The 18,807-nt window shown below is 67.5% G+C and carries 13 protein-coding genes; 9 read left to right on the top strand and 4 right to left on the bottom strand.

Translation table 11 applies throughout. The features are described 5' to 3' along the window. Positions 1-94: 94 nt before the first annotated feature. The 4 genes from ACIBGM_RS07520 to ACIBGM_RS07505 are packed head-to-tail and all read right to left on the bottom strand — an operon-like array spanning position 95 to position 4,698. On the bottom strand, positions 95-580 hold the full coding sequence (locus ACIBGM_RS07520) for a hypothetical protein (protein ID WP_396384815.1): 486 nt from the start codon (positions 578-580) through the stop codon (positions 95-97). Positions 581-589: 9 nt separating this feature from the next. Continuing rightward, a complete protein-coding gene (locus tag ACIBGM_RS07515) occupies positions 590-2,623 on the bottom strand; it encodes a glycoside hydrolase family 36 protein (RefSeq protein WP_396384814.1) in 2,034 nt (677 codons plus the stop codon). Between the two features lie 9 nt (positions 2,624-2,632). Next, positions 2,633-3,382 (bottom strand): FadR/GntR family transcriptional regulator, encoded by a 750-nt coding sequence (locus ACIBGM_RS07510; RefSeq protein ID WP_396384813.1) that lies wholly within the window; start codon positions 3,380-3,382, stop codon positions 2,633-2,635. Continuing rightward, positions 3,379-4,698: an L-fuconate dehydratase gene (locus ACIBGM_RS07505; protein WP_396384812.1), complete on the bottom strand. Its 1,320-nt coding sequence runs from the start codon at positions 4,696-4,698 to the stop codon at positions 3,379-3,381. Before ACIBGM_RS07505 ends, ACIBGM_RS07510 begins: the two co-directional genes overlap by 4 nt. Before the next feature lie 140 nt (positions 4,699-4,838). Here ACIBGM_RS07505 and ACIBGM_RS07500 point away from each other — a divergent pair, with 140 nt between their 5' ends. The 9 genes from ACIBGM_RS07500 (at position 4,839) to ACIBGM_RS07460 (ending at position 18,798) form a co-directional block, all read left to right on the top strand. Continuing rightward, a complete protein-coding gene (locus ACIBGM_RS07500) occupies positions 4,839-7,214 on the top strand; it encodes a glycosyl hydrolase family 95 catalytic domain-containing protein (protein WP_396384811.1) in 2,376 nt (791 codons plus the stop codon). Between the two features lie 25 nt (positions 7,215-7,239). Next, positions 7,240-8,232 (top strand): ABC transporter permease, encoded by a 993-nt coding sequence (locus ACIBGM_RS07495; protein WP_396384810.1) that lies wholly within the window; start codon positions 7,240-7,242, stop codon positions 8,230-8,232. Further along, positions 8,229-9,173, top strand: a complete 945-nt coding sequence (locus tag ACIBGM_RS07490; protein WP_396384809.1) for a carbohydrate ABC transporter permease — start codon at positions 8,229-8,231, stop codon at positions 9,171-9,173. The genes ACIBGM_RS07495 and ACIBGM_RS07490 overlap by 4 nt, the downstream gene beginning before the upstream one ends. A 35-nt stretch (positions 9,174-9,208) precedes the next feature. Continuing rightward, positions 9,209-10,891, top strand: a complete 1,683-nt coding sequence (locus tag ACIBGM_RS07485) for an ABC transporter substrate-binding protein (protein ID WP_396384808.1) — start codon at positions 9,209-9,211, stop codon at positions 10,889-10,891. Positions 10,892-10,957: 66 nt separating this feature from the next. Further along, complete coding sequence (locus tag ACIBGM_RS07480) at positions 10,958-12,394, top strand: alpha-L-fucosidase (protein ID WP_396384807.1); 1,437 nt, start codon at positions 10,958-10,960, stop codon at positions 12,392-12,394. A gap of 833 nt (positions 12,395-13,227) precedes the next feature. Further along, complete coding sequence (locus tag ACIBGM_RS07475) at positions 13,228-14,532, top strand: ABC transporter substrate-binding protein (RefSeq protein WP_396384806.1); 1,305 nt, start codon at positions 13,228-13,230, stop codon at positions 14,530-14,532. Beyond that, positions 14,532-15,419: a sugar ABC transporter permease gene (locus ACIBGM_RS07470; RefSeq protein ID WP_360525182.1), complete on the top strand. Its 888-nt coding sequence runs from the start codon at positions 14,532-14,534 to the stop codon at positions 15,417-15,419. Before ACIBGM_RS07475 ends, ACIBGM_RS07470 begins: the two co-directional genes overlap by 1 nt. Then, complete coding sequence (locus ACIBGM_RS07465; RefSeq protein WP_360525185.1) at positions 15,419-16,348, top strand: carbohydrate ABC transporter permease; 930 nt, start codon at positions 15,419-15,421, stop codon at positions 16,346-16,348. The genes ACIBGM_RS07470 and ACIBGM_RS07465 overlap by 1 nt, the downstream gene beginning before the upstream one ends. Continuing rightward, positions 16,345-18,798, top strand: a complete 2,454-nt coding sequence (locus tag ACIBGM_RS07460) for a beta-galactosidase (protein ID WP_396384805.1) — start codon at positions 16,345-16,347, stop codon at positions 18,796-18,798. Before ACIBGM_RS07465 ends, ACIBGM_RS07460 begins: the two co-directional genes overlap by 4 nt. The last annotated feature ends 9 nt before the right edge of the window (positions 18,799-18,807 follow it).

The raw sequence follows: 18,807 nt of genomic DNA, 5'->3' as shown, positions 1-18,807 counted from the left end.
CGGATGCAGCCGGTCATCACCATCCGGAAGTAGGCCTCGCTGCTGATCTTCGCCCACCTGCGCCAGGCGGGCTGACCGAGCGCGGGCGCCGCGATCAGGGTTGCGGCGCCCGCTTCTTCCGTTGCCCGACGACGATCAGTACGGCGCCGATCGCGGCCAGCACGAAGAACGAGCCGACGGCGCTGAGGGCCGGCACCATGAACGTGGCAGCGGTGTGGCGGCGGCCGACGAAGTACGTCGCGCTCTCGTTGGTGCACACGACCTCGACCGCCTGCGCCGGGACCTTCTCGACCGAGTGCGCGACCACGTAGTAGAGGTCGCCGGCGTCGTCGAACTGCTCCGAGCGGGACGGCGCCTGCAGCGCGATCGCCGTACCGCTCGCGTCGGTCGCCGTACAGGACTGGCCGGCGCCGCGCTCGGACGCGAAGATCGTCAGCCCTTCGCCGTCGAGCCGAACCGGGCCGTCGCCGATCGGCGCCGGTGTGCCTGGGATGGCGCGCATCAACTGCACGCCGAAGAAGCCGCTGATTACGAATGCCAGCACCAGGCACCCGGCACCGGCCCACGTCAATTTCCGCATCCGCGAAGGTTAGTGGTTCAGGCGCAGGATGCGGGCAGAGGGTTCGGGGACGTCGGTTGTGATGCTGAGCGAGTTCTCGTCGGTCCAGGTGTAGGTCCAGCCGGTGGTGCCGGTCGGGAAGTGTGGCGTGATGGTGGATCTGGGGACAGGGAGGGTGATGGCGGCCGGTCCGGGCGCGCGGTGCCAGAGGGCCAGGTAGGAGACATTGGGGCCGCTCAGGGACAAGGCCAGCCACTCGTCGGTCCACTCCGGGAGACCGAGCGGCCAGGCCGGGACGAGGGAGTCGAGATCGTCGAGCAGGACGCGGTGAGCGGCTAACGCGGACCGAACCAGGTCGAGCTCGGACGGCGTCATCCGATCGAGGTGGCCGGAGAGGTAGAGGCGACCGGGGATGCCGTTGACGAGAGCGAAGACGAATTCCTCCTCCGTGCTCCCGCTGATCGGGTAGGCCCAGTGGCCCGCCTGCTCCGGGAGTACGGCGGTGGGGGCGGCCGCGGTGATCGGTGCGTAGAGCAACGGATGTTCCTGGTCCGAGGTCGACTGCAGGTGCAGGCGGGACAACATCGCGTAGTCCATCCGCATCGCGCCGGACGCGCAGTTCTCGATCAGCAGCTCGGGGTGGCGTTCGTGGAGGCCGTCGAGCCAGCTGAGCAGTGCCCGGTTGTGTTCCAGCAGTCCTTGACCGAGCGACTTGCCGTCCTTGTCGGTGCCCGGTCCGGTGGTCGTGTTGTTGTCGAACTTGAAGAAGCCGACGCCGAAGTCGCCGACCAACCGGTCGACGGTGTCGTCGAGATGCTTGCGCGCCGCCGTACTGCGCAGGTCGAGGAGATAGCGGCCGGACTGGGCGACCCGTACTCCCCGGCGGCTGAGGAAGCTGTCGTCGGGGAGTTCCCGGGCGAGCGGTGACCGGACCCCGATGACCTCGGGCTCGAGCCAGAGGCCGGGAACCATGCCGCGGCTGTGGATCCGGTCGATCACCTCGGCGAGACCGTTCGGGAACCTGGTCGTCGACGGCTGCCAGGCCCCGACGGTGTTCCACCAGTCACCGTCGGCGTACCAGCCGGCGTCGATGCAGAAGTAGTCCGCGCCGACCTCCGCGGCCGCATCGATGAGCGGCAGCAGCTTCTCGGTGGTCGGATCACCCATCAGGGTGTTCATGTAGTCGTTGAAGACGACCGGCATCCGGTCGTCGATCGGGCGCCGGTGGCGGATCGCACGGCGTTGCCGGGTGAGGGCGCCGAATACGCTGTCCAGATCCGTGCCGGCGACGAGCGAGACCGGCACAGTCGTGAACGGCCGGCCGGCCGTGAGCGTGACACTCCACTGGTGCTCCTGGTCGGTCGGACCGCTCAGCAGCAGGTAACCGCCACGTTCGTTCTCGCCGAGCTCGTAGTGCCACGGCCCGTTGTGCTCGATCTGCCAGCCGATCGCGTACGGCGTGGTCCGGCCGATCAACGCACCGAGCGGAAGTCGCTCCCCGGTGGACCACGAGCCGGTGTTCGTCACCGCATGCCGGCTGCGGGCGACATGATGGTGCGGATCGCGGTCGATGTTTGCCAGCGCCGCAGAGCGGAGCGACTGCACGGACCACCGGTTCTCGGCCATCCAGCTGTTGACCGCGGAGTACAAGTCGGCGTCGATCGACACCAACCCGACGACCAGCGACGACAGGAAAGTCAGCTCGAGGCTGCCGGACCCGGTCATCGACGCCTCGGACCACGCGCGGACGCCGGCCCGCGCTTCGAACACGCTGGTGACGCGCAGCCCGGTGTCCGGCTCCTCCTGGATGATGCGCAACATCGCGTCGGTCTCTTCATGGCGGACGTAGCGCAGCTTCTGCCCGAGGCTCGTTCCGGCCTGCCGGCTGTGGCTCGCCGCGAGTCCGTGCCCGACGGCCGAGACCTCGACCAAGGGCTGGCTGGGATCCGTTTCACCACCGTCCGGTTGGGAGGCTTCGCGTACGCCGATCAGGCGGACCGGACCGTCGTCGTCGAGAGCGAAGGTCAGGGTCAGGTCAGGGGTACTCCACTGCAGCAGGGGCATCCAGTCGCCTCAATTCGTGGCCGGGCTCACGGTGGCTTGTTCGAGCAGGTAGTCCTCGACGGTGAAAAGGTGGGCCGCCATCCGGGTTCGGGCCCGGTCCGGGTGGTGGGCGGCGAGGGCGGCGAGGATCGACAGGTGTTCGCGGTGCGAGGTCTCGTCCGCCCCGGGCTGCGAGATGGATCGGCGCAGCCGGTCACGCATCGTCCGTCCACCGAGCGCGTCGATCAGTGCGGCCAAGATCGGGTTCCCGGCTGCGTTCGCGATGATGCGGTGGAAGGCGATGTCGTTCTCGATCACGGTCTCGTGGTTGGGTTCCTCGAGCGTCAGCTCGGCCTCGTTGTGGCGCAGCAACTCGGCTGCCGCCTCGAGATCGGCCGCGTCGATCTGCAGGGCTGCCAGGGCGGCGGCCTCCGTCTCGAGGATCCGGCGGACGGCGTGCAGGTGATGGGTTCCGCTGCCGTCCTGGAGGTCGACGACGAATCCCATCGGAACCAGCAGCATCGACGGATCGAGCTTGGTCACGTAGGTGCCGGCGCCTTGCCTGGTCTCGAGCACTCCCATCATCGAGAGCGCCCGAACCCCTTCCCGCAACGGGTTCCGGGAGACCCCGAGGACCGCGCCGAGCTCCTTCTCGACCGGAAGCCGGTCGCCGGGCCGGAGCCGGCCGTCGAGGATCATCTGCCGAATGCCCTCGACGACGACGTCGGTCTGTGAGACGCCCGGCGTGCGTGGCGGGTCAGCGAGCTCGCCCGGGTTCATGGCACCGGGTCCTCGGCTCGGCGGGCGGCCCAGTAGGCGCCGTCCGGAAACTGGTAGGTCTGGAGTGACTCCCTGTGCATCTCGGCACTGTAACCGGGCGCTGCAGGCAGCACGTATGCACCGTTGCTGACCACGCAGGGCGCGACGAAGTGCTCGTGCAGGTGGTCGACGTACTCGGTGACCCGGCCGTCGAGGCTGCCGGAAACGGCGACGTAGTCGAAGATCGCGAGGTGCTGAACGAGCTCGCACAGACCGACTCCACCAGCGTGCGGGCAGACGGGTACGTCGAACCAGGCGGCCAGGAGGTAGACCGCCAGGACCTCGTTGACGCTGCCCAGCCGGGCCGCGTCGAGCTGGCAGTAGTCGATCGCGCCGGCCTGGAACATCTGCTTGAACAGGACTCTGTTCATCCCGTGCTCGCCGGTGGCGACGCCGATCGGCGCCACCGCCTTGCGGATCGCGGCGTGCCCGAGGATGTCGTCGGGACTGGTGGGTTCCTCGATCCAGACCGGCTCGAACTCGGCCAGCGCCTTGACCCACTCGATCGCCTCGGGCACGTCCCACACCTGGTTCGCGTCGATCATCAGGTGACCGTCCGCTCCCAGCACTTCGCGAGCGATCCCGCACCGCCGGATGTCGTCCGCAAGGTCGGCGCCGACCTTGAGCTTCACGTGTTTGTAGCCGGCGGCAACGGCTTCCTCGCAGAGCCTGCGCAGCTTGGCGTCGGAGTAGCCCAGCCAGCCGGCCGAGGTGGTGTAGCAGGGGTACCCGGACGCCTCGAGCTGCTCGATTCGTCGCTTACGACCCTCTTGTTGTCTCGCCAGCAGGGTGACCGCCTGCTCCGGCGTCAGGACGTCGGACAGATACCGCAGGTCGGCGGCGGCAACGAGCTGCTCGGGTGACATGTCGGCCAGCAGTCGCCACAGCGGTACGCCGGCTCGCCGGGCGGCCAGGTCCCACACCGCGTTCATCACCGCGGCCAGGGCCAGATGGATGACGCCCTTGTCCGGTCCGAGCCACCGCAACTGACTGTCGGACTGGAGCTCCCGGTAGATCCCGCCGAGGTCTTCGCACAGCACGTCGACGTCCCGGCCTACCAGCGGCTCGCCGCGCTGAGCCGCTGCGGCGACGCACAGGTCGTTGCCGCGCCCGATGGTGAACGTGAAGCCGTGCCCGGTGAGCCGGGGGTCGTCCGTGTGCAGTACGACGTACGCCGCCGAGTAGTCGCCGTCCTTGTTCATGGCGTCCGATCCGTCGCTGGTCAGCGAGGTCGGGAAGCGGATGTCGACGACCTCCACCGAGGTGATGTGTGGCATGGCGCGCCCCTCAGGATCAGACAATAGATGGGATCTTTCTTCAGATCCGACGTCGTTCAGTATGGACCAAGAGCAGACACAGCGCTACGATTCCGAAAAATCATGGGATCAATTCCCGTGACGCGACGGAGGGTTGTGAGATGGGCGACATGCTGGGCCCGGACCGCTCCGGCCTGCAGCGGCTGGTGTACGACCGGCCGGCCGGAACCTGGCTGGAGGCGTTGCCGCTGGGCAACGGCCGGATCGGCGCGATGTGTTTCGGCGGTGTCGGCACCGATCGGATCGGCCTGAACGACGAGACCCTCTGGTCCGGCGGTCCGGAGACCGCGCGGTTGCTGTCGACTCCGCTCGGCGCGACCGGCGCCGGGGCCGTGCAGGCTGTCCGCGACGCGCTCACGGCGGGCGACATCCGCCGGGCGCACGAGCTGGCCCGAGGTCTTCATTCCGGCTACTCGCAGGCGTACCTGCCGCTGGGTGATCTCCTGCTCGAGTCACGCGTCGATGGAGTGACACCTGCCGCGGGCGACGTCACGCAGTACCGACGGGAGCTCGATCTCGACGCTGCCCTGGCCGTGGCGGAGTTCGAGGTGGGCGGCGTTGCCGTTCGCCAGGAGGCCTTCGTCAGCGCGCCGGACGGCGTACTGGTGCAGCGAATCACCGCATCGCGACCCGTCCTGGCGCTCACGTGCCGGCTGACGTCGCAGTTGCGGTCGGCCCCGCACGCGGTCGAGAACGGACTAGGACTGTTCCTGCAGGCGCCGGCCGATGTCGCTCCGCCGCATCGTGACGTACCGGAGCCGATCCGGTACTCCGACGGTGCGGATCGGGGCATGGCGGCGGCCATCGCCTTGCGTGCAACCACCGACGGCCGGCTCCGGGTGAGCGAGGCCGAGCTCATCGTCGAGGACGCAGCGGAGATCGTGCTGATCGTCTCGACCGCGACCGGGTACGACGGCCCCTTCACTTCGCCGACCCGGACAGCCGAGGAGTGCTGGTCCGCGGCGGACCAGGTCGTGCTCGCCGCGCTCGATCGGGAGTACGGCGACCTCGTGGCGGATCATCAGCGTGATCACCGGCGGCTGTACCGCCGGTCGTCGCTCGAGCTGGCCGGATCGCCGGAGCGGTCCGGGCTGCCGACCGATGAGCGGGTGGCCCGGGCGGTCGAGGTCGAGGACCCTGCCCTGGCCGCACTGATCTTCAACTACGGCCGCTACCTGATGGTGGCGAGCTCGCGACCGGGTGGCCTGCCGACGAACCTGCAGGGGATCTGGAACGACATCCTGCGGCCGCCGTGGAGCTCGAACTTCACGGTGAACATCAACACCGAGATGAACTACTGGCCGGCCGAGACGACCAACCTCTCCGAGTGCCACGAGCCGCTGCTTCGGTATATCGATCACCTGGCCCAGGCGGGCCGCAGTACGGCCCGCGAACGGTACGGCTGCGGCGGCTGGACCGCGCACCACAACGCCGACGCCTGGTGCTGGACCAACCCCGTCGAGGGCGACCCGCGGTGGTCGAACTGGCCGCTGGCCGGCGCATGGCTCACCAGCCACCTGTGGGACCACTACGAGTTCACCGGCGACCTGGAGTTTCTCGGTACGGCGTGGCCGGCGATGCGCAGCGCGGCGGAGTTCTGCCTCGACTGGCTGGTCGAGCGGCCGGATGGCAGCCTCGGTACGTCGCCGTCGACGTCCCCGGAGAACGACTACCTGGCCGACGACGGTCTACCGGCCTCGGTCACCGAGTCGTCGACCATGGATCTGGCGCTCATCTCGGAACTGTTCCGCCGGGTCGAGCAGGCGGCCGAGTTGCTCGACGTCGTGGACCCGCTCGTCGACGAGCTCGCCACGGCACGCAAGCGACTGCCGGAGCCACCGGTCGGCGCACGAGGTCAACTGCAGGAGTGGGCGGCGGACTTCGCGGAGGAAGATCCGCACCACCGGCACATGTCCCACTTGGTCGCCCTTCACCCGGGCAGCGCGATCACGCCGGACGGCACGCCGACTCTGGCAGCAGCGGCCGCGCGCACGCTCGACCTGCGCGGCGACGAGGCGACGGGCTGGTCGCTGGCGTGGAAGATCAACCTGCGAGCCCGGCTCCGCGACGCGGCCGCGGCACATCGGCTGGTGCGCGCGTTCCTGCGCCCGGCGAACGACACCTCGACCGACTACGTGGGCAGTGGCGCCGGCATCTACCCGAACCTGTTCTGCGCGCATCCGCCGTTCCAGATCGACGGCAACTTCGGGGCGACGGCAGGAATCGCGGAGATGCTGCTGCAGAGCCACACCGGCGAGATCGAGCTGCTGCCGGCGCTGCCCGCCGAGTGGACCAGTGGACGAGTGACCGGCCTCCGGGCCCGCGGCGGGGTCGTCGTCGACATCGCCTGGACACCGAACGGCATCGAGGCCGTCCTGACGGCTGACCGGGACCAGGAGCGGATCGTGCGCCACGGCCACGACCGGGTGCCGGTGAGTTTGACGGCCGGTGTCGGTCACCGCATGAGCCCGAGTTGATCGCCGGCCTGCACGAGGAGGTTCGATGGCAGTCCTGACAAGCATCCCGCCGCCCGTCGGCGAAGCACCGGCCCAGCAGCGCCGGCGCCGGCGGCGTGAACGCACCACCGTCACCGGTCTGCGGCGGAGTCTGCGCCGGCACTGGACCCTGTACCTGCTGATGGTCGTGCCGCTGGTCTGGTTCGTGGTGTTCAAGTACATCCCGATGTCGAACGCGGTGCTGGCGTTCAAGAACTACAACGTGGTGGCCGGCATCTGGGGCAGTCAGTGGACCGGCTTGCGCAACTTCGAGCTGTTCTTCCAGAACCCGGTGTTCTGGACGCTGCTGAAGAACACTTTCCTGCTCTCCGTCTACACGGTCGCGGCCAGCTTCCCGCTGGCGATCGTCCTGGCGCTGGCGCTGAACGAGATCCGCACCGGGTTGTTCAAGAAGTCGGTCCAGCTGGTGACGTACGCGCCGTACTTCATCTCCACCGTGGTGGTCGTCTCGATGACGATCCTGGTGCTGTCGCCGCGGCTCGGCATCGTGAACGAGGGGCTCGGGTTCTTCGGCGTACCGGCGGTGGACTTCCTGGGCAACCCGGACTACTTCCGGCACATCTACGTGTGGTCCGACGTCTGGCAGACGACCGGGTACTCGGCCGTGATCTATTTGGCGGCGCTGGCCGGGATCGATCCGGCCCTGCACGAGGCCGCCAAGGTCGACGGTGCCGGCCGGCTGCGGCGGATCATGCACGTCGACCTTCCCGGCATCATGCCGACCGCGGTGATCATCCTGGTGCTTGCGGTCGGCAACATCATGGCGATCGGGTTCGAGAAGGCGTTCCTGCTGCAGAACCCGCTGAACCTCAGTGAGTCCGAGATCATCGCCACCTACGTCTACAAGACCGGCCTGCTGAACGCCGACTTCAGCCTGGCCACCGCCGTCGGCCTGTTCAACTCCGTCATCAACCTGGTCCTGCTGCTGGGCGTCAACATGGTGGCCAAGCGGATCACCGGAAACGGACTGTGGTCATGAGCGCCGGAACGACGACCCTGCCGAGCAAGCGGACCGAGCGCCGGGCGGCGCGCGCACGCCGGATCCAGGAGTCGCGCACGGACCGGATGTTCATGTTCTGCGTCTACCTGCTGCTGATCGTGTTCCTCGCCGTCGTGCTGCTGCCGCTGCTGTACATCGTGGCGAGCTCGTTCAGCAGTCCCGAGGCCGTGTCGTCCGGGCGGGTGCTGTTCTGGCCGGTGGAGTTCTCGCTGCGCGGGTACCGCGCGGTGTTCGAGAACCCGCAGATCATCCAGGGCTACGTGAACTCCTTGTTCTACACGGTCGTCGGCACGCTGGTCAGTGTCGTGATGACGATCGCGATCGCGTACCCGATGTCGCGCCGTACTCTGGTCGGCCGGAACGTCGTGATGAGCCTGATCCTGTTCACGATGCTGTTCACCGGCGGGCTGATCCCGACGTACCTGGTGGTCCAGCAGGTCGGACTGCTGGACACCCGGTGGGCACTGATCGTCCCGCAGGCGATCGGCGTCTGGCAGGTGATCATCGCTCGGACGTACTTCCGCACCGTGATCCCCGAGGAGCTGGTCGAGGCCTCGCAGCTGGACGGCTGCGGCGACCTGCGGTTCCTCTGGTCGGTGGTGATTCCGCTGGCCAAGCCGATGATCGCCGTGATCGCTCTGATGTACGCGATCATGCAGTGGAACTCGTACTTCGACGCGCTGATCTACCTGAAGAACCCGGATCTGTTCCCGCTGCAGCTCGTGCTGCGCAACATCCTGATCCTCAACACCTACAGCGGCGGCGCGATCGACGCCTCCGTCGTTCTGCAACGGCAGCAACTGGCCGATCTGCTCAAGTACTCGCTGATCGTGGTGGCCAGTGTGCCGGTGCTGCTCATCTATCCGTTCGTGGCGCGCTACTTCACCAAGGGAATCATGATCGGCGCCGTCAAGGGCTGATCCTTCGCACCATCTCTACCCCTGTGAGGGACAACATGACAACTCAGCTCAGGAGAACCAGGTTCGCGGCGGTCGCCGGGCTCTGTGTTCTGGCACTCGGCCTGGCCGCCTGCAGCGGATCCGGCACGACGGCGGACGAGAGCAAGCCGCTGCCCACCGTGACCGGGAACCCGGCCGTGACACTGGACGTCTTCGCGCCGCAGGGCGCCGAGACCAACCTGGCCACGAACGAGTTCACCCAGAAGGTGAAGCAGCAGTTCAACATCAGCTTCAAGTGGCAGACCAGCACGTTCGACGGCGGGCCGGCCAAGGAGAAACGGCAGATCTCGCTGGCCAGCGGCGACTACCCGGACCTGTACCTGCTGATCCCGTGGGTCGACCAGTTCACCCCCGCCGAGCTGCTCAAGCTGGGCAGCCAGGGCGTCCTGGTTCCGCTGAACCAGCTGATCGACCAGTACGCGCCCAACATCAAGAAGGCGCTCGACGCCGAGCCGGAGTGGAAGGCGATGGCGACGGCTCCGGACGGCAAGATCTACGGCATGCCGCAGTGGGTCGACTGCTACCACTGCTCCTACCAGGGCAAGTTGTGGATGAACACCGCCTGGCTGAAGAAGCTCGGACTCGAGCAGCCGAAGACCACGGAGGACATGCGCAAGGTCCTGCAGGCGTTCAAGACCCAGGACCCGAACGGCAACGGCAAGGCGGACGAGATCCCGCTCAGCGCGAGCGTGCGGGACGCGTTGATCCCGTACTTCATGAACGCGTTCATCTACGACCCGCAGGGCACCAGCGGCAACAACAACTCGACCCTGGTGCTGAAGGACGGCAAGGTCGACCTGCAGGCCAACAAGGACGGCTGGCGCGAGGGACTCAAGTACCTGAACTCACTCTACAAGGAGGGCCTGATCGACAAGGGCGCCTTCACCCAGAACCCGGACGCGCTGCAGCAGCAGGGTGACGGTGGCAAGGCGCCGCTCCTCGGCTCGGCCACTGTGCTGCACCTGGGCATCGCGGTCAGCAACCTGCCCGACGGTCGCCAGAAGCAGTACGACGCGGTCCCGCCGCTGACCGGGCCGGGCGGTGCGAACTTCACCGGGTACAACTTCCCGAGTGCGCCGGGTGCGACGTTCGTACTGACGAACAAGGCCACCCAGGAGGAGCAGATCCAGGCGATCAAGCTGCTCGACTACATCTTCACCGACGAGGGGCAGATCAACGGGCAGTTCGGCAGCGAGGGCAAGACCTGGACGAAACCACAGCCAGGCGACGTCGCGCTCGACAAGTCGCTGAAGCCGGTGTTCAAGCAGATCCCGCAGCCCTCCGGCGCAACTCCGCCGAACTCCGGGTGGGGAGCGCTGGCGCAGTACAACAACACCGAGAAGTTCCGGAACTCCGAGGCGATCGCGACCGACATCTACAGCCCGGCCGGGTACGAGCGGCGGTTGTTCGAGGCAACCAAGCTGTACGAGGGCAAGGAGGACAAGGCGCTGATCTACCCGTACTGGAAGGTCTGGATCGATCCCTCGCTGGGCAGTGAGGTCGCGACCTTGCAGACCAACATCGAGAACTACGTGCAGCAGAACGCCCTGCAGTTCATCACCGGGTCGAAGAACATCGACTCCGACTGGGACGCCTACGTCAAGGGCCTCGAGGGCCTCGGCCTGAAGCGCTACCTCGAGATCCAGCAGACCGCGTACGACAAGATGCCCGGCAAGTAGCTCGACCGTGGGCCGGCCGGTGTGAACCGGCCGGCCCACACACCCATCACCGACCAGGAGCAACCAGTGCCGTTCGACGCAACTTTCGAGTCCCTGTCCACGTTCGAATGCCCGGACTGGTTCCGGGACGCGAAGCTCGGCATCTGGTCGCACTGGGGACCGCAGTCGGTGCCGCGGTACGGCGACTGGTACGCACGCCACATGTATCGCCAGGACAGCGACCAGTATCGCTACCACCTGCGTACGTACGGCCATCCGTCGGAGTTCGGCTACAAGGACGTCGTACCGCTGTGGAAGGCCGAACGGTTCGATCCGAAGGACCTGATGGACCGGTTCGTCACGGCAGGCGCCCGGTACTTCGTGGCCCAGGCCGTGCACCACGACAACTTCTTCAACTACGACTCGGCGGTCAACCCCTGGAACTCGGTGCGGGTGGGCCCGGGCAAGGACATCCTGGCGCTGTGGAAGGCCGCCGCGGCCGAGCGCGGGCTGCCGTTCGGGATCACCGAGCACCTGGGTGCCGCACTGGGGTGGATGGCCGTCAACAAGGGCAGCGACAAGCACGGGCCGCTCGCCGGCGTGCCGTACGACGGCACCGATCCGGCGTACCGCGACGTGTACCTCGACAACAGCCGCTACCTTCCCGCGGACGACGTGGTGGTTCCGGACCCGTGGTACTGCGACGATCCCGCCTGGCGCGACTACTGGCTCGCGGCGGTGACCGAGATGATCGACCGGCACCAGCCCGATCTGCTCTACACCGACGGCCCGTTGCCGTTCGGCGAGGTCGACTACGAGCCCGGTCTGCGGGCGGTCGCGCATCTCTACAACACCAGTGCGCGGATCCACGGGACGAACCGCGCCGTGTACCAGCAGAAGGACCGCCGGCCCGAGGTGCACGTGGTCGGTGTGATGGACATCGAACGCAGCCAGACTCCTGGTATCCACTCCGAGCCCTGGCAGACCGACACCTCGGTCGGTGACTGGTTCTACAACGTGCGCGACGTCTACAAGACCGCCGGTCACGTGATCGAGATGCTCGTCGACATCGTGGCGAAGAACGGGAACCTGTTGCTGAACATCCCGCAACTGCCCGACGGCACGCTCGATCTGGAGTGCTCGCAACTCCTCGACGACCTCGGCGCCTGGATGCGGGTCTGCGGCGAAGGAATCTACGGGACGAGACCGTACCGGGTGTTCGGCGAGGGACCGTCGAGTGTCGTGATCAAGGGCTTCACCGAGGACCGCGTGAACTGGACCGACGCCGACTACCGCTTCACCCGCCGCGAGGACACCGTCTACGCTTTCCAGCTGGCCTGGCCGTCCGACGGCCGCGCCGTCATCCGAAGCCTCGCCGGGAGCGAGACAGTCACCGGCGTCCGCCTCCTCGGCCACGGCCCGGTCCCCTTCGACCAGGCCCACGGCATCCTGATCGCCCGCCTCCCCGACAACCCTCCTCTCGCGGCCGCGAACTGCCTCGCCCTCACCGTGGCAACCACCTGAAACCACTTGGAACGGACACCGCCTCCGGCGAACCGACACCGCCTCCGGCGGCGGCAGTTTGTTGCCGCCTTCGGCGGGGTCGCGGGTGGGGTTGTCATGGCGTGGAGGCGGTCCGGGTTCCGGGAGCGTGGTGGCCTCCGGTGCAGTTCGACAGGACGTATACCCACGGCTGGCTGCTCCCTCGCCTGAACCGGCTGGGGATCGGGGTCGAGGGCCGGACACCTCCTGTCGAAAAGGACACAAGCCGCATTACGACCCCAACGTTGGTTGCCGCGGCGCTAGCTGCTCGGTAAGTCTCGCGGGCGACGACATCACGGCGTTGCACCGGCTTCTCCGCCGATGGGCGCCTGGCGCGTCTCACCGGTTGGCGCAGCCGCCGGAGGCGGCCGCTAGAACAGCCGCCGCCGAAGGCGTGTCCGTCCTGCGGTGGGCGGGGCTGTCCGCCGATGCCCTCGAGCCGGACGCCGGTTCGCGACCCCCCCGACGGCGGCTGCAGAACAGCCGCCGCGGAAGCCAGTGTCCGTCCTGCGGCCAGGCGTTCTCTCCGCCGGTCGCCTCCGGCCGGACAGCGGCTTGCGACTCCGCCGAAGGCGGCTGGAGAACGGTCGCCGCCGAAGGCGGTGTCCTTGGACCTGAGCCGCCCGGAGTTGTAGAAACCCGCAGAACTTACCCGGTTCAGCTTGTGCTGGGTGGGGCGCGGCCGGCTGGTCACGGTTTGGCAACTGGGTGGCGAGGTCTTGCCAGGGGTTATTCCAATGGTTAGTTTAACCGGCACTCAAACGCTCAGGGTTCAACAGAAACCCTCAGGGTTCAACAGGCAAGGAGGGCCAGCGATGGCCATGGACGGGACGCAGCTTTCGCGTCGGGGTTTTCTCGGGATGGGTCTGGCCGCGGGCGTCATCACGCTCACCGCCTGCGGGGCCGACAGTGACGACCAGGGTTCGTCGTCGGGCAACGCCACCGCCGCCAACCTGGTGATGACGGTGTGGGGCGGGGAGAACGACAAGACGACGTACCAGAAGCGGATCGACCTGCTGGTCAAGAAGTTCCCCGAGCTGAAGGTGACGCTGCAGCTGATCCCGGGCGACGGGTACGCGCAGAAGGTCCAGACGATGATTGCCGGCGGCAAGGGCCCGGACATCATGCAGGTCGCCGAGAGCGTCAACGTCTACTCGAGCAAGAACCAGATCCAGCCGCTGGACGAGCTGGCCGCGAAGGCCGGGATCGACCTGGAGAAGCGGTTCGGCTCGATCGGGAAGCTGTACTCCTACCAGGACAAGGTCTACGCGGTCCCGGACCGCTCCGGCGCGATGATCGTCTTCTACAACAAGGCGCTGTTCGAGGCCAAGGGCATCAAGGCGCCGAGCGCGGACTGGACCTGGGACGACGCGCTCAGCGCGTTCAAGGAGCTGACCGTGCCGGGCAAGCAGTGGGGTTACGCCGGCTCGGGCTGGTGGGCCCAGTGGTGGAGCTTCGTGTACCAGAACGGCGGCAAGATCATCGACGACAGCGGCAAGCCCGCGGTCGCCACCGACGAGGTGATCGAAGCGCTGCAGTGGGCCGGTGACCTGATCTTCAAGCACGGCGTCGTACCCACCCAGAAGCAGTACGCCGACATGGGCGCCGACGTCGGCGGCGACGCGGCGTTCGCGAACGGCAAGGTCGCGGTCAACACCACCGGGTTCTGGGGTATCAGCGGCCTGACCAAGTCCAAGATCGAGTGGGACATCGCCCCGCTGTGGAAGGGCAAGGAGCAGGCGGTGACCGCGTTCGGCAGCGGCCTGGCGGTGTCGCGGACGGCGAAGAATCCCGAGGCGGCGCTGAAGGCGATCGACTTCCTCACCTCGCCGGAGGCCCAGCAGCAGATCATCGCCACCGGCCAGGACGTGCCGGCCAACATCGAGGTGCAGAAGAGCGAGGCGTTCCTGAAGCCGGCCTGGATGACCAAGCCGGTGAACATGAACGTGTTCGGCGAGTCCAGCGACTTCGTCTACCGGGCGCCGTTCATCCCGGCCTGGAACGAGATGCAGAAGGCGTTCGACGACGGGCTGGCCGACTTCTGGCTGGGCAAGCAGGACGCCCGGACCGCGCTGACCGCGATCCAGAAGCGGCTCGAGACCATCGTCAAGCCGAGCTGATGTCCAGGTTGCGCCGCCGCGAGGCGATGTGGTTCTACCTGTTCGCGTCGCCGTGGATCATCGGCTTCGTGGTGTTCCTGCTCGGCCCGATGATCGCCTCGGTCTACATCTCGCTGACCGACTGGGACTCGTTCACGCCGCCGAAGTGGGTCGGGCTGGAGAACTACACCCGGCTGCTGACCGAGGACCCGGTGTTCTGGAAGGCGTTGTGGAACACGTTCTACTACGCCGCGATCTCGGTGCCGCTCGGGCTCGGGATCGGGCTGTGGCTGGCGAACCTGCTGAACAAGCAGGTTGGCCTCCGCAAGGTGTTCCGGACGCTGATCTACCTGCCGACCCTGGTGCCGCTGGTCGCGACGGCGATGATCTTCAAGATGGTGCTGGCCCCGTCCGGCCCGCTCAACGACGTGCTCGGGGTGTTCGGCATCCCGGGCCCGTCGTGGCTGCTGGAGGCGGTCTGGGTGAAGCCCGCGCTGATCCTGCTGTCCGTCTGGGGCGCCGGCGGCGCGACCGTGCTGTTGCTGGCGGCAATGAAGGGCATCCCGCGCGAGCTCTACGAGGCGGCCGAGGTGGACGGCGCCGGGCCGATCCGGCAGTTCTGGAGCATCACCGTCCCGCAGCTGACCCCGATCATCTTCTTCAACCTGATCATGGGGCTGATCGGCGCCTTCCAGGTGTTCTCCCAGGTCTACATCCTGACCAAGGGCGGGCCGAACAACGCCAGCCAGATGATGGTGCCGATGCTGTTCGACGAGGCGTTCTCCTTCTACCACATGGGCTACGCATCGGCGCTGTCCTGGCTGCTGTTCGCAGTCATCCTGGTGTTCACGCTGCTTGCCTTCCGCACCGCCCGGCGCTGGGTGTTCTACGAGACCGAGGTGAAGTAATGGCCACCGTCCTCTCTCCTGCTGCACCGCCGCAGCAGGACCAGCGGCGTACGCCGGAGCGGCCGCCCGGCCGGGATCGGGTGCTCGGCGTGTTTCGGGCGTCGCCGTTCACGTATGCGACGTTGATCGTGGTGTCGGCGGTGTTGTGTGTGCCGTTGGTGTTCGTGGTGTCGATCGCGCTGGCCAGTGACCAGACGGTGAACGCCAACACCTTCACGATCCTGCCGCGCGAGTTCCACTGGGACAACTTCACCCGGGTGTTCAGCACCGACCTGCCGATGCAGCGGTTCCTGCTGAACTCGGTGATCATCTCGACCGGCGCGGTGATCGGCCAGGTGCTGTCCAGCGGCCTGGTCGGCTACGCGTTCGCCCGGTTGCGGGCGCCGGGCAAGAACACGCTGTTCATCATCGTGCTGGCCACGATGATGATCCCGGCGCAGATCACGATGATCCCGCAGTTCATCCTGTTCAAGGAACTCGGCTGGGTGAACACCTACCTGCCGCTGATCGTGCCGAACTTCTTCTCCAACGCGTTCAACGTCTTCCTGGTCCGGCAGTTCGTGTCCCGGCTGCCGAGTGAGATCGACGAGGCGGCGATGGTGGACGGGCTCGGCTTCTTCGGCATCTACCGCCGGATCATGCTGCCGATGCTCAGCCCGGTGCTGATCGCGATCGGGATCTTCACCCTGACCGCGACCTGGGGCGACTTCATGGGCCCGTTGATCTACCTGAACGACGAGACCAAGATGCCGCTCGCCCTGGGCGTGCAGTACATCACCAGTACGTCGGCCGCGCTCCAGGCGCCACCGTGGAACCTGGTGATGGTCGGGTCGATCCTGCTCACCTTGCCGATGATCCTGGTGTACTACCTGGGTCAGCGGTACCTGTACGAGATGGACATCAGCGGCGGCAGCGCGGGGGTCAAGTGAACGCGGTTTCCATGGATGCCCAGGGCATCGTCATCGACGGCAAGCCACAGGTCGTCCTGTGCGCGTCCCTGTTCTACTTCCGGCTGCCCCGCGAGCAGTGGCAGGAGCGGCTCGAGCAGGTGCGCGCGTCGGGCTATACGTGTGTCGATGTCTACCTGCCATGGAACTTCCACGAGCTCGCGCCCGGCCGCTGGTCGTTCGACGGGCGGCGGGACGTGGCCGCGTTCCTCGACCTCGCCCACGCGACCGGGCTGCACGTCATCGCCCGGCCCGGTCCGTACATCTGCTCGGAGTGGGACGGCGGCGCGCTGCCGGCCTGGCTCGGCCTCGACCCGGACCTGCGCGTCCGGCAGAACGAGCCGCGCTTCCTCGCTCAGGTGAGCGCCTGGTACGACGAGGTGCTGCCGCTGCTCGCAGCCCGGCAATTCGGCGCGGGCGGCTCGGTCATCATGGTCCAGCTGGAGAACGAGCTGGACTTCTTCGACTGCGAGGACCGCACCGGTTACCTCACTGCCCTGCGCGACCAGGCGGTTGCCCACGGCATCACGGTGCCGCTGGTCGCCTGCGCCGGTCAGGGTGACCTGTTCGGTGCCACGGGCAACGTGCCGGGCGTCGTACCGGCGTGCAACTTCTACCCGAACGACGACTCGCCGTACATCGAGGAAGAGGTACGGCGCTACACGCAGCTGCTCGGGGATCGTGGGTTGCCGCTGCTGATCACCGAGACCAACCGGCGGCACCGGACACTGCGCCGGTTGCTGGCCAGCGGTGCGTCGCTGATCGCGCCGTACCTGCAGGCCTCGGGGTGGAACTTCGGGTACACGCCGTCGAGCGGCAACTGGGGCACGCCGGGCAACTTCATGAGCCACGGGTACGACTTCGGCGGTTACGTGTCCTCGACGGGGATCGAGCGGCCGGAGTACGGCGAGGCGCAGGTGCTCGCCCGCGTCCTCGAGGCACTGGGCTCCCGGTTGGCGCTGGCCACGTCGGGAGCGTCGGTCGAGGTGGTCGCGGACTTCCCGACCAGCTCGTCTCCGTCCGCACTGGACCTTCACGGCGGCGGACAGTTGGTCGCGGTGCCGAACCTGGGATCGGAAGACGGGCGCGCCCGCGTCCGGGACGTGTCTGTGGCGGTTGCGGCGGACTCGTGCCCACTGATGCCGATCGACCTGCCGCTGGGCGACAAGACGCTCACCCTTGCGTCCGCCGACCTCGTCGGGCTGTCCGATGACGGGCTGATCTTCTCGTCGAAGGTTCCGGTGACCGTTGTCATCGGCAACACCTCGGTGGAGATCGCGGTCGGGAGCAGCTTGGTGGTCGACGGCGTCCCGGTCAGCGTGCAGGCGCCGCCGGACGTCGACGCGCCCGCGAAGGTCGAGGCGCAGGACGTGACTGTGGTGCGCCGGCGGGAGACCGAGGCTCCGGACAAGCCCGCGGGGACTCACGAGTTGCCGCCGACGCTGGAGTCGCTTGGGGTCTATCGCGGACGCGGGACGTACCGCGCGACGGCTGACCTGGCGGGTGTCGACGAGCTGTTGCTAGTCGGGGCGGCGGACATCGTGGATCTGTCGGTCGGTGGGCAGGTTCAGACGCTGGCCGGTTTCGGTGCCACCGAGCGGATCGACGTCCGGGGGCTCACCGGCGAGATCGAGACGACGGTCGAGATCTGGGGTCATGCCAACTTCGACGATGCGCGGCTCCCGGCGCTTCAGCTCGGTGCGTTGCGCGGTCTGGGCGCACTGTGGTCGATTGTCGACAATCAGGACATCTCGGCGTTGTGGATCGTCGACGGGCACTGGGCCGGCGACCCGGCGCCGCTGCGGAGCCTGACCGGATGGAGCAGCACGCGCGTCGGCACGCCGGTCACCTACACGCGCCGGATCGACACGACGATGACGACGGCCTTGCATCTGGACGGCGTACGCGAGCCGGTGCACGTGACGGTCGGCGACGGTGAACCTTTCACGGTGCACGCCGAGAATCCGTGGGTGCTCGTGCCGGCCGGGACCAAGCAGATCTCGGTGACCGCGCCGCACAACCCGAGTGGGGGCGGCCTACGCGCCGAGTTGCTGAGCTTGCAGCCGGTGACCGACTGGACGTGCGCCGTGCAGGACGACGAGCTGCTGACCGCGTTCGCGCTGCAGGACGGCCCGGCGACGGAGATCGAGCTGCCGCTGACGCTGGAGCCGGGGGAGGAGGCCTGGCTCGACGTACGGCTTCCATCGTTGCAGAATGGATCGGTTGTCCGGCCCGAGGGCACGCAGGTGCGGGTCACCGGCTGGGCGTCCGGCGAGTGTGTGGGGCGGGTCTGGACCGGGGAGCGTCCGGCCTTCTCCGGCGGCGATCCCGACGTACTGTGGATTCCGCCGGGTTGGTCCGGGCTGACGCTGCTGGTCCGGGGCGTCGGTGGCCCGGGCACGCCGGAGCTGCGAAAACTGAGTGTCGAGTGATGGAGGGGG

The organism is Kribbella sp. NPDC050470 (assembly GCF_044458365.1).
In the GTDB taxonomy this organism is placed as follows: Bacteria; Actinomycetota; Actinomycetes; order Propionibacteriales; family Kribbellaceae; genus Kribbella.
The sequence above is the reverse complement of the archived record's forward strand: the minus strand, read 5'-3'. Positions and strand labels throughout refer to the sequence as shown.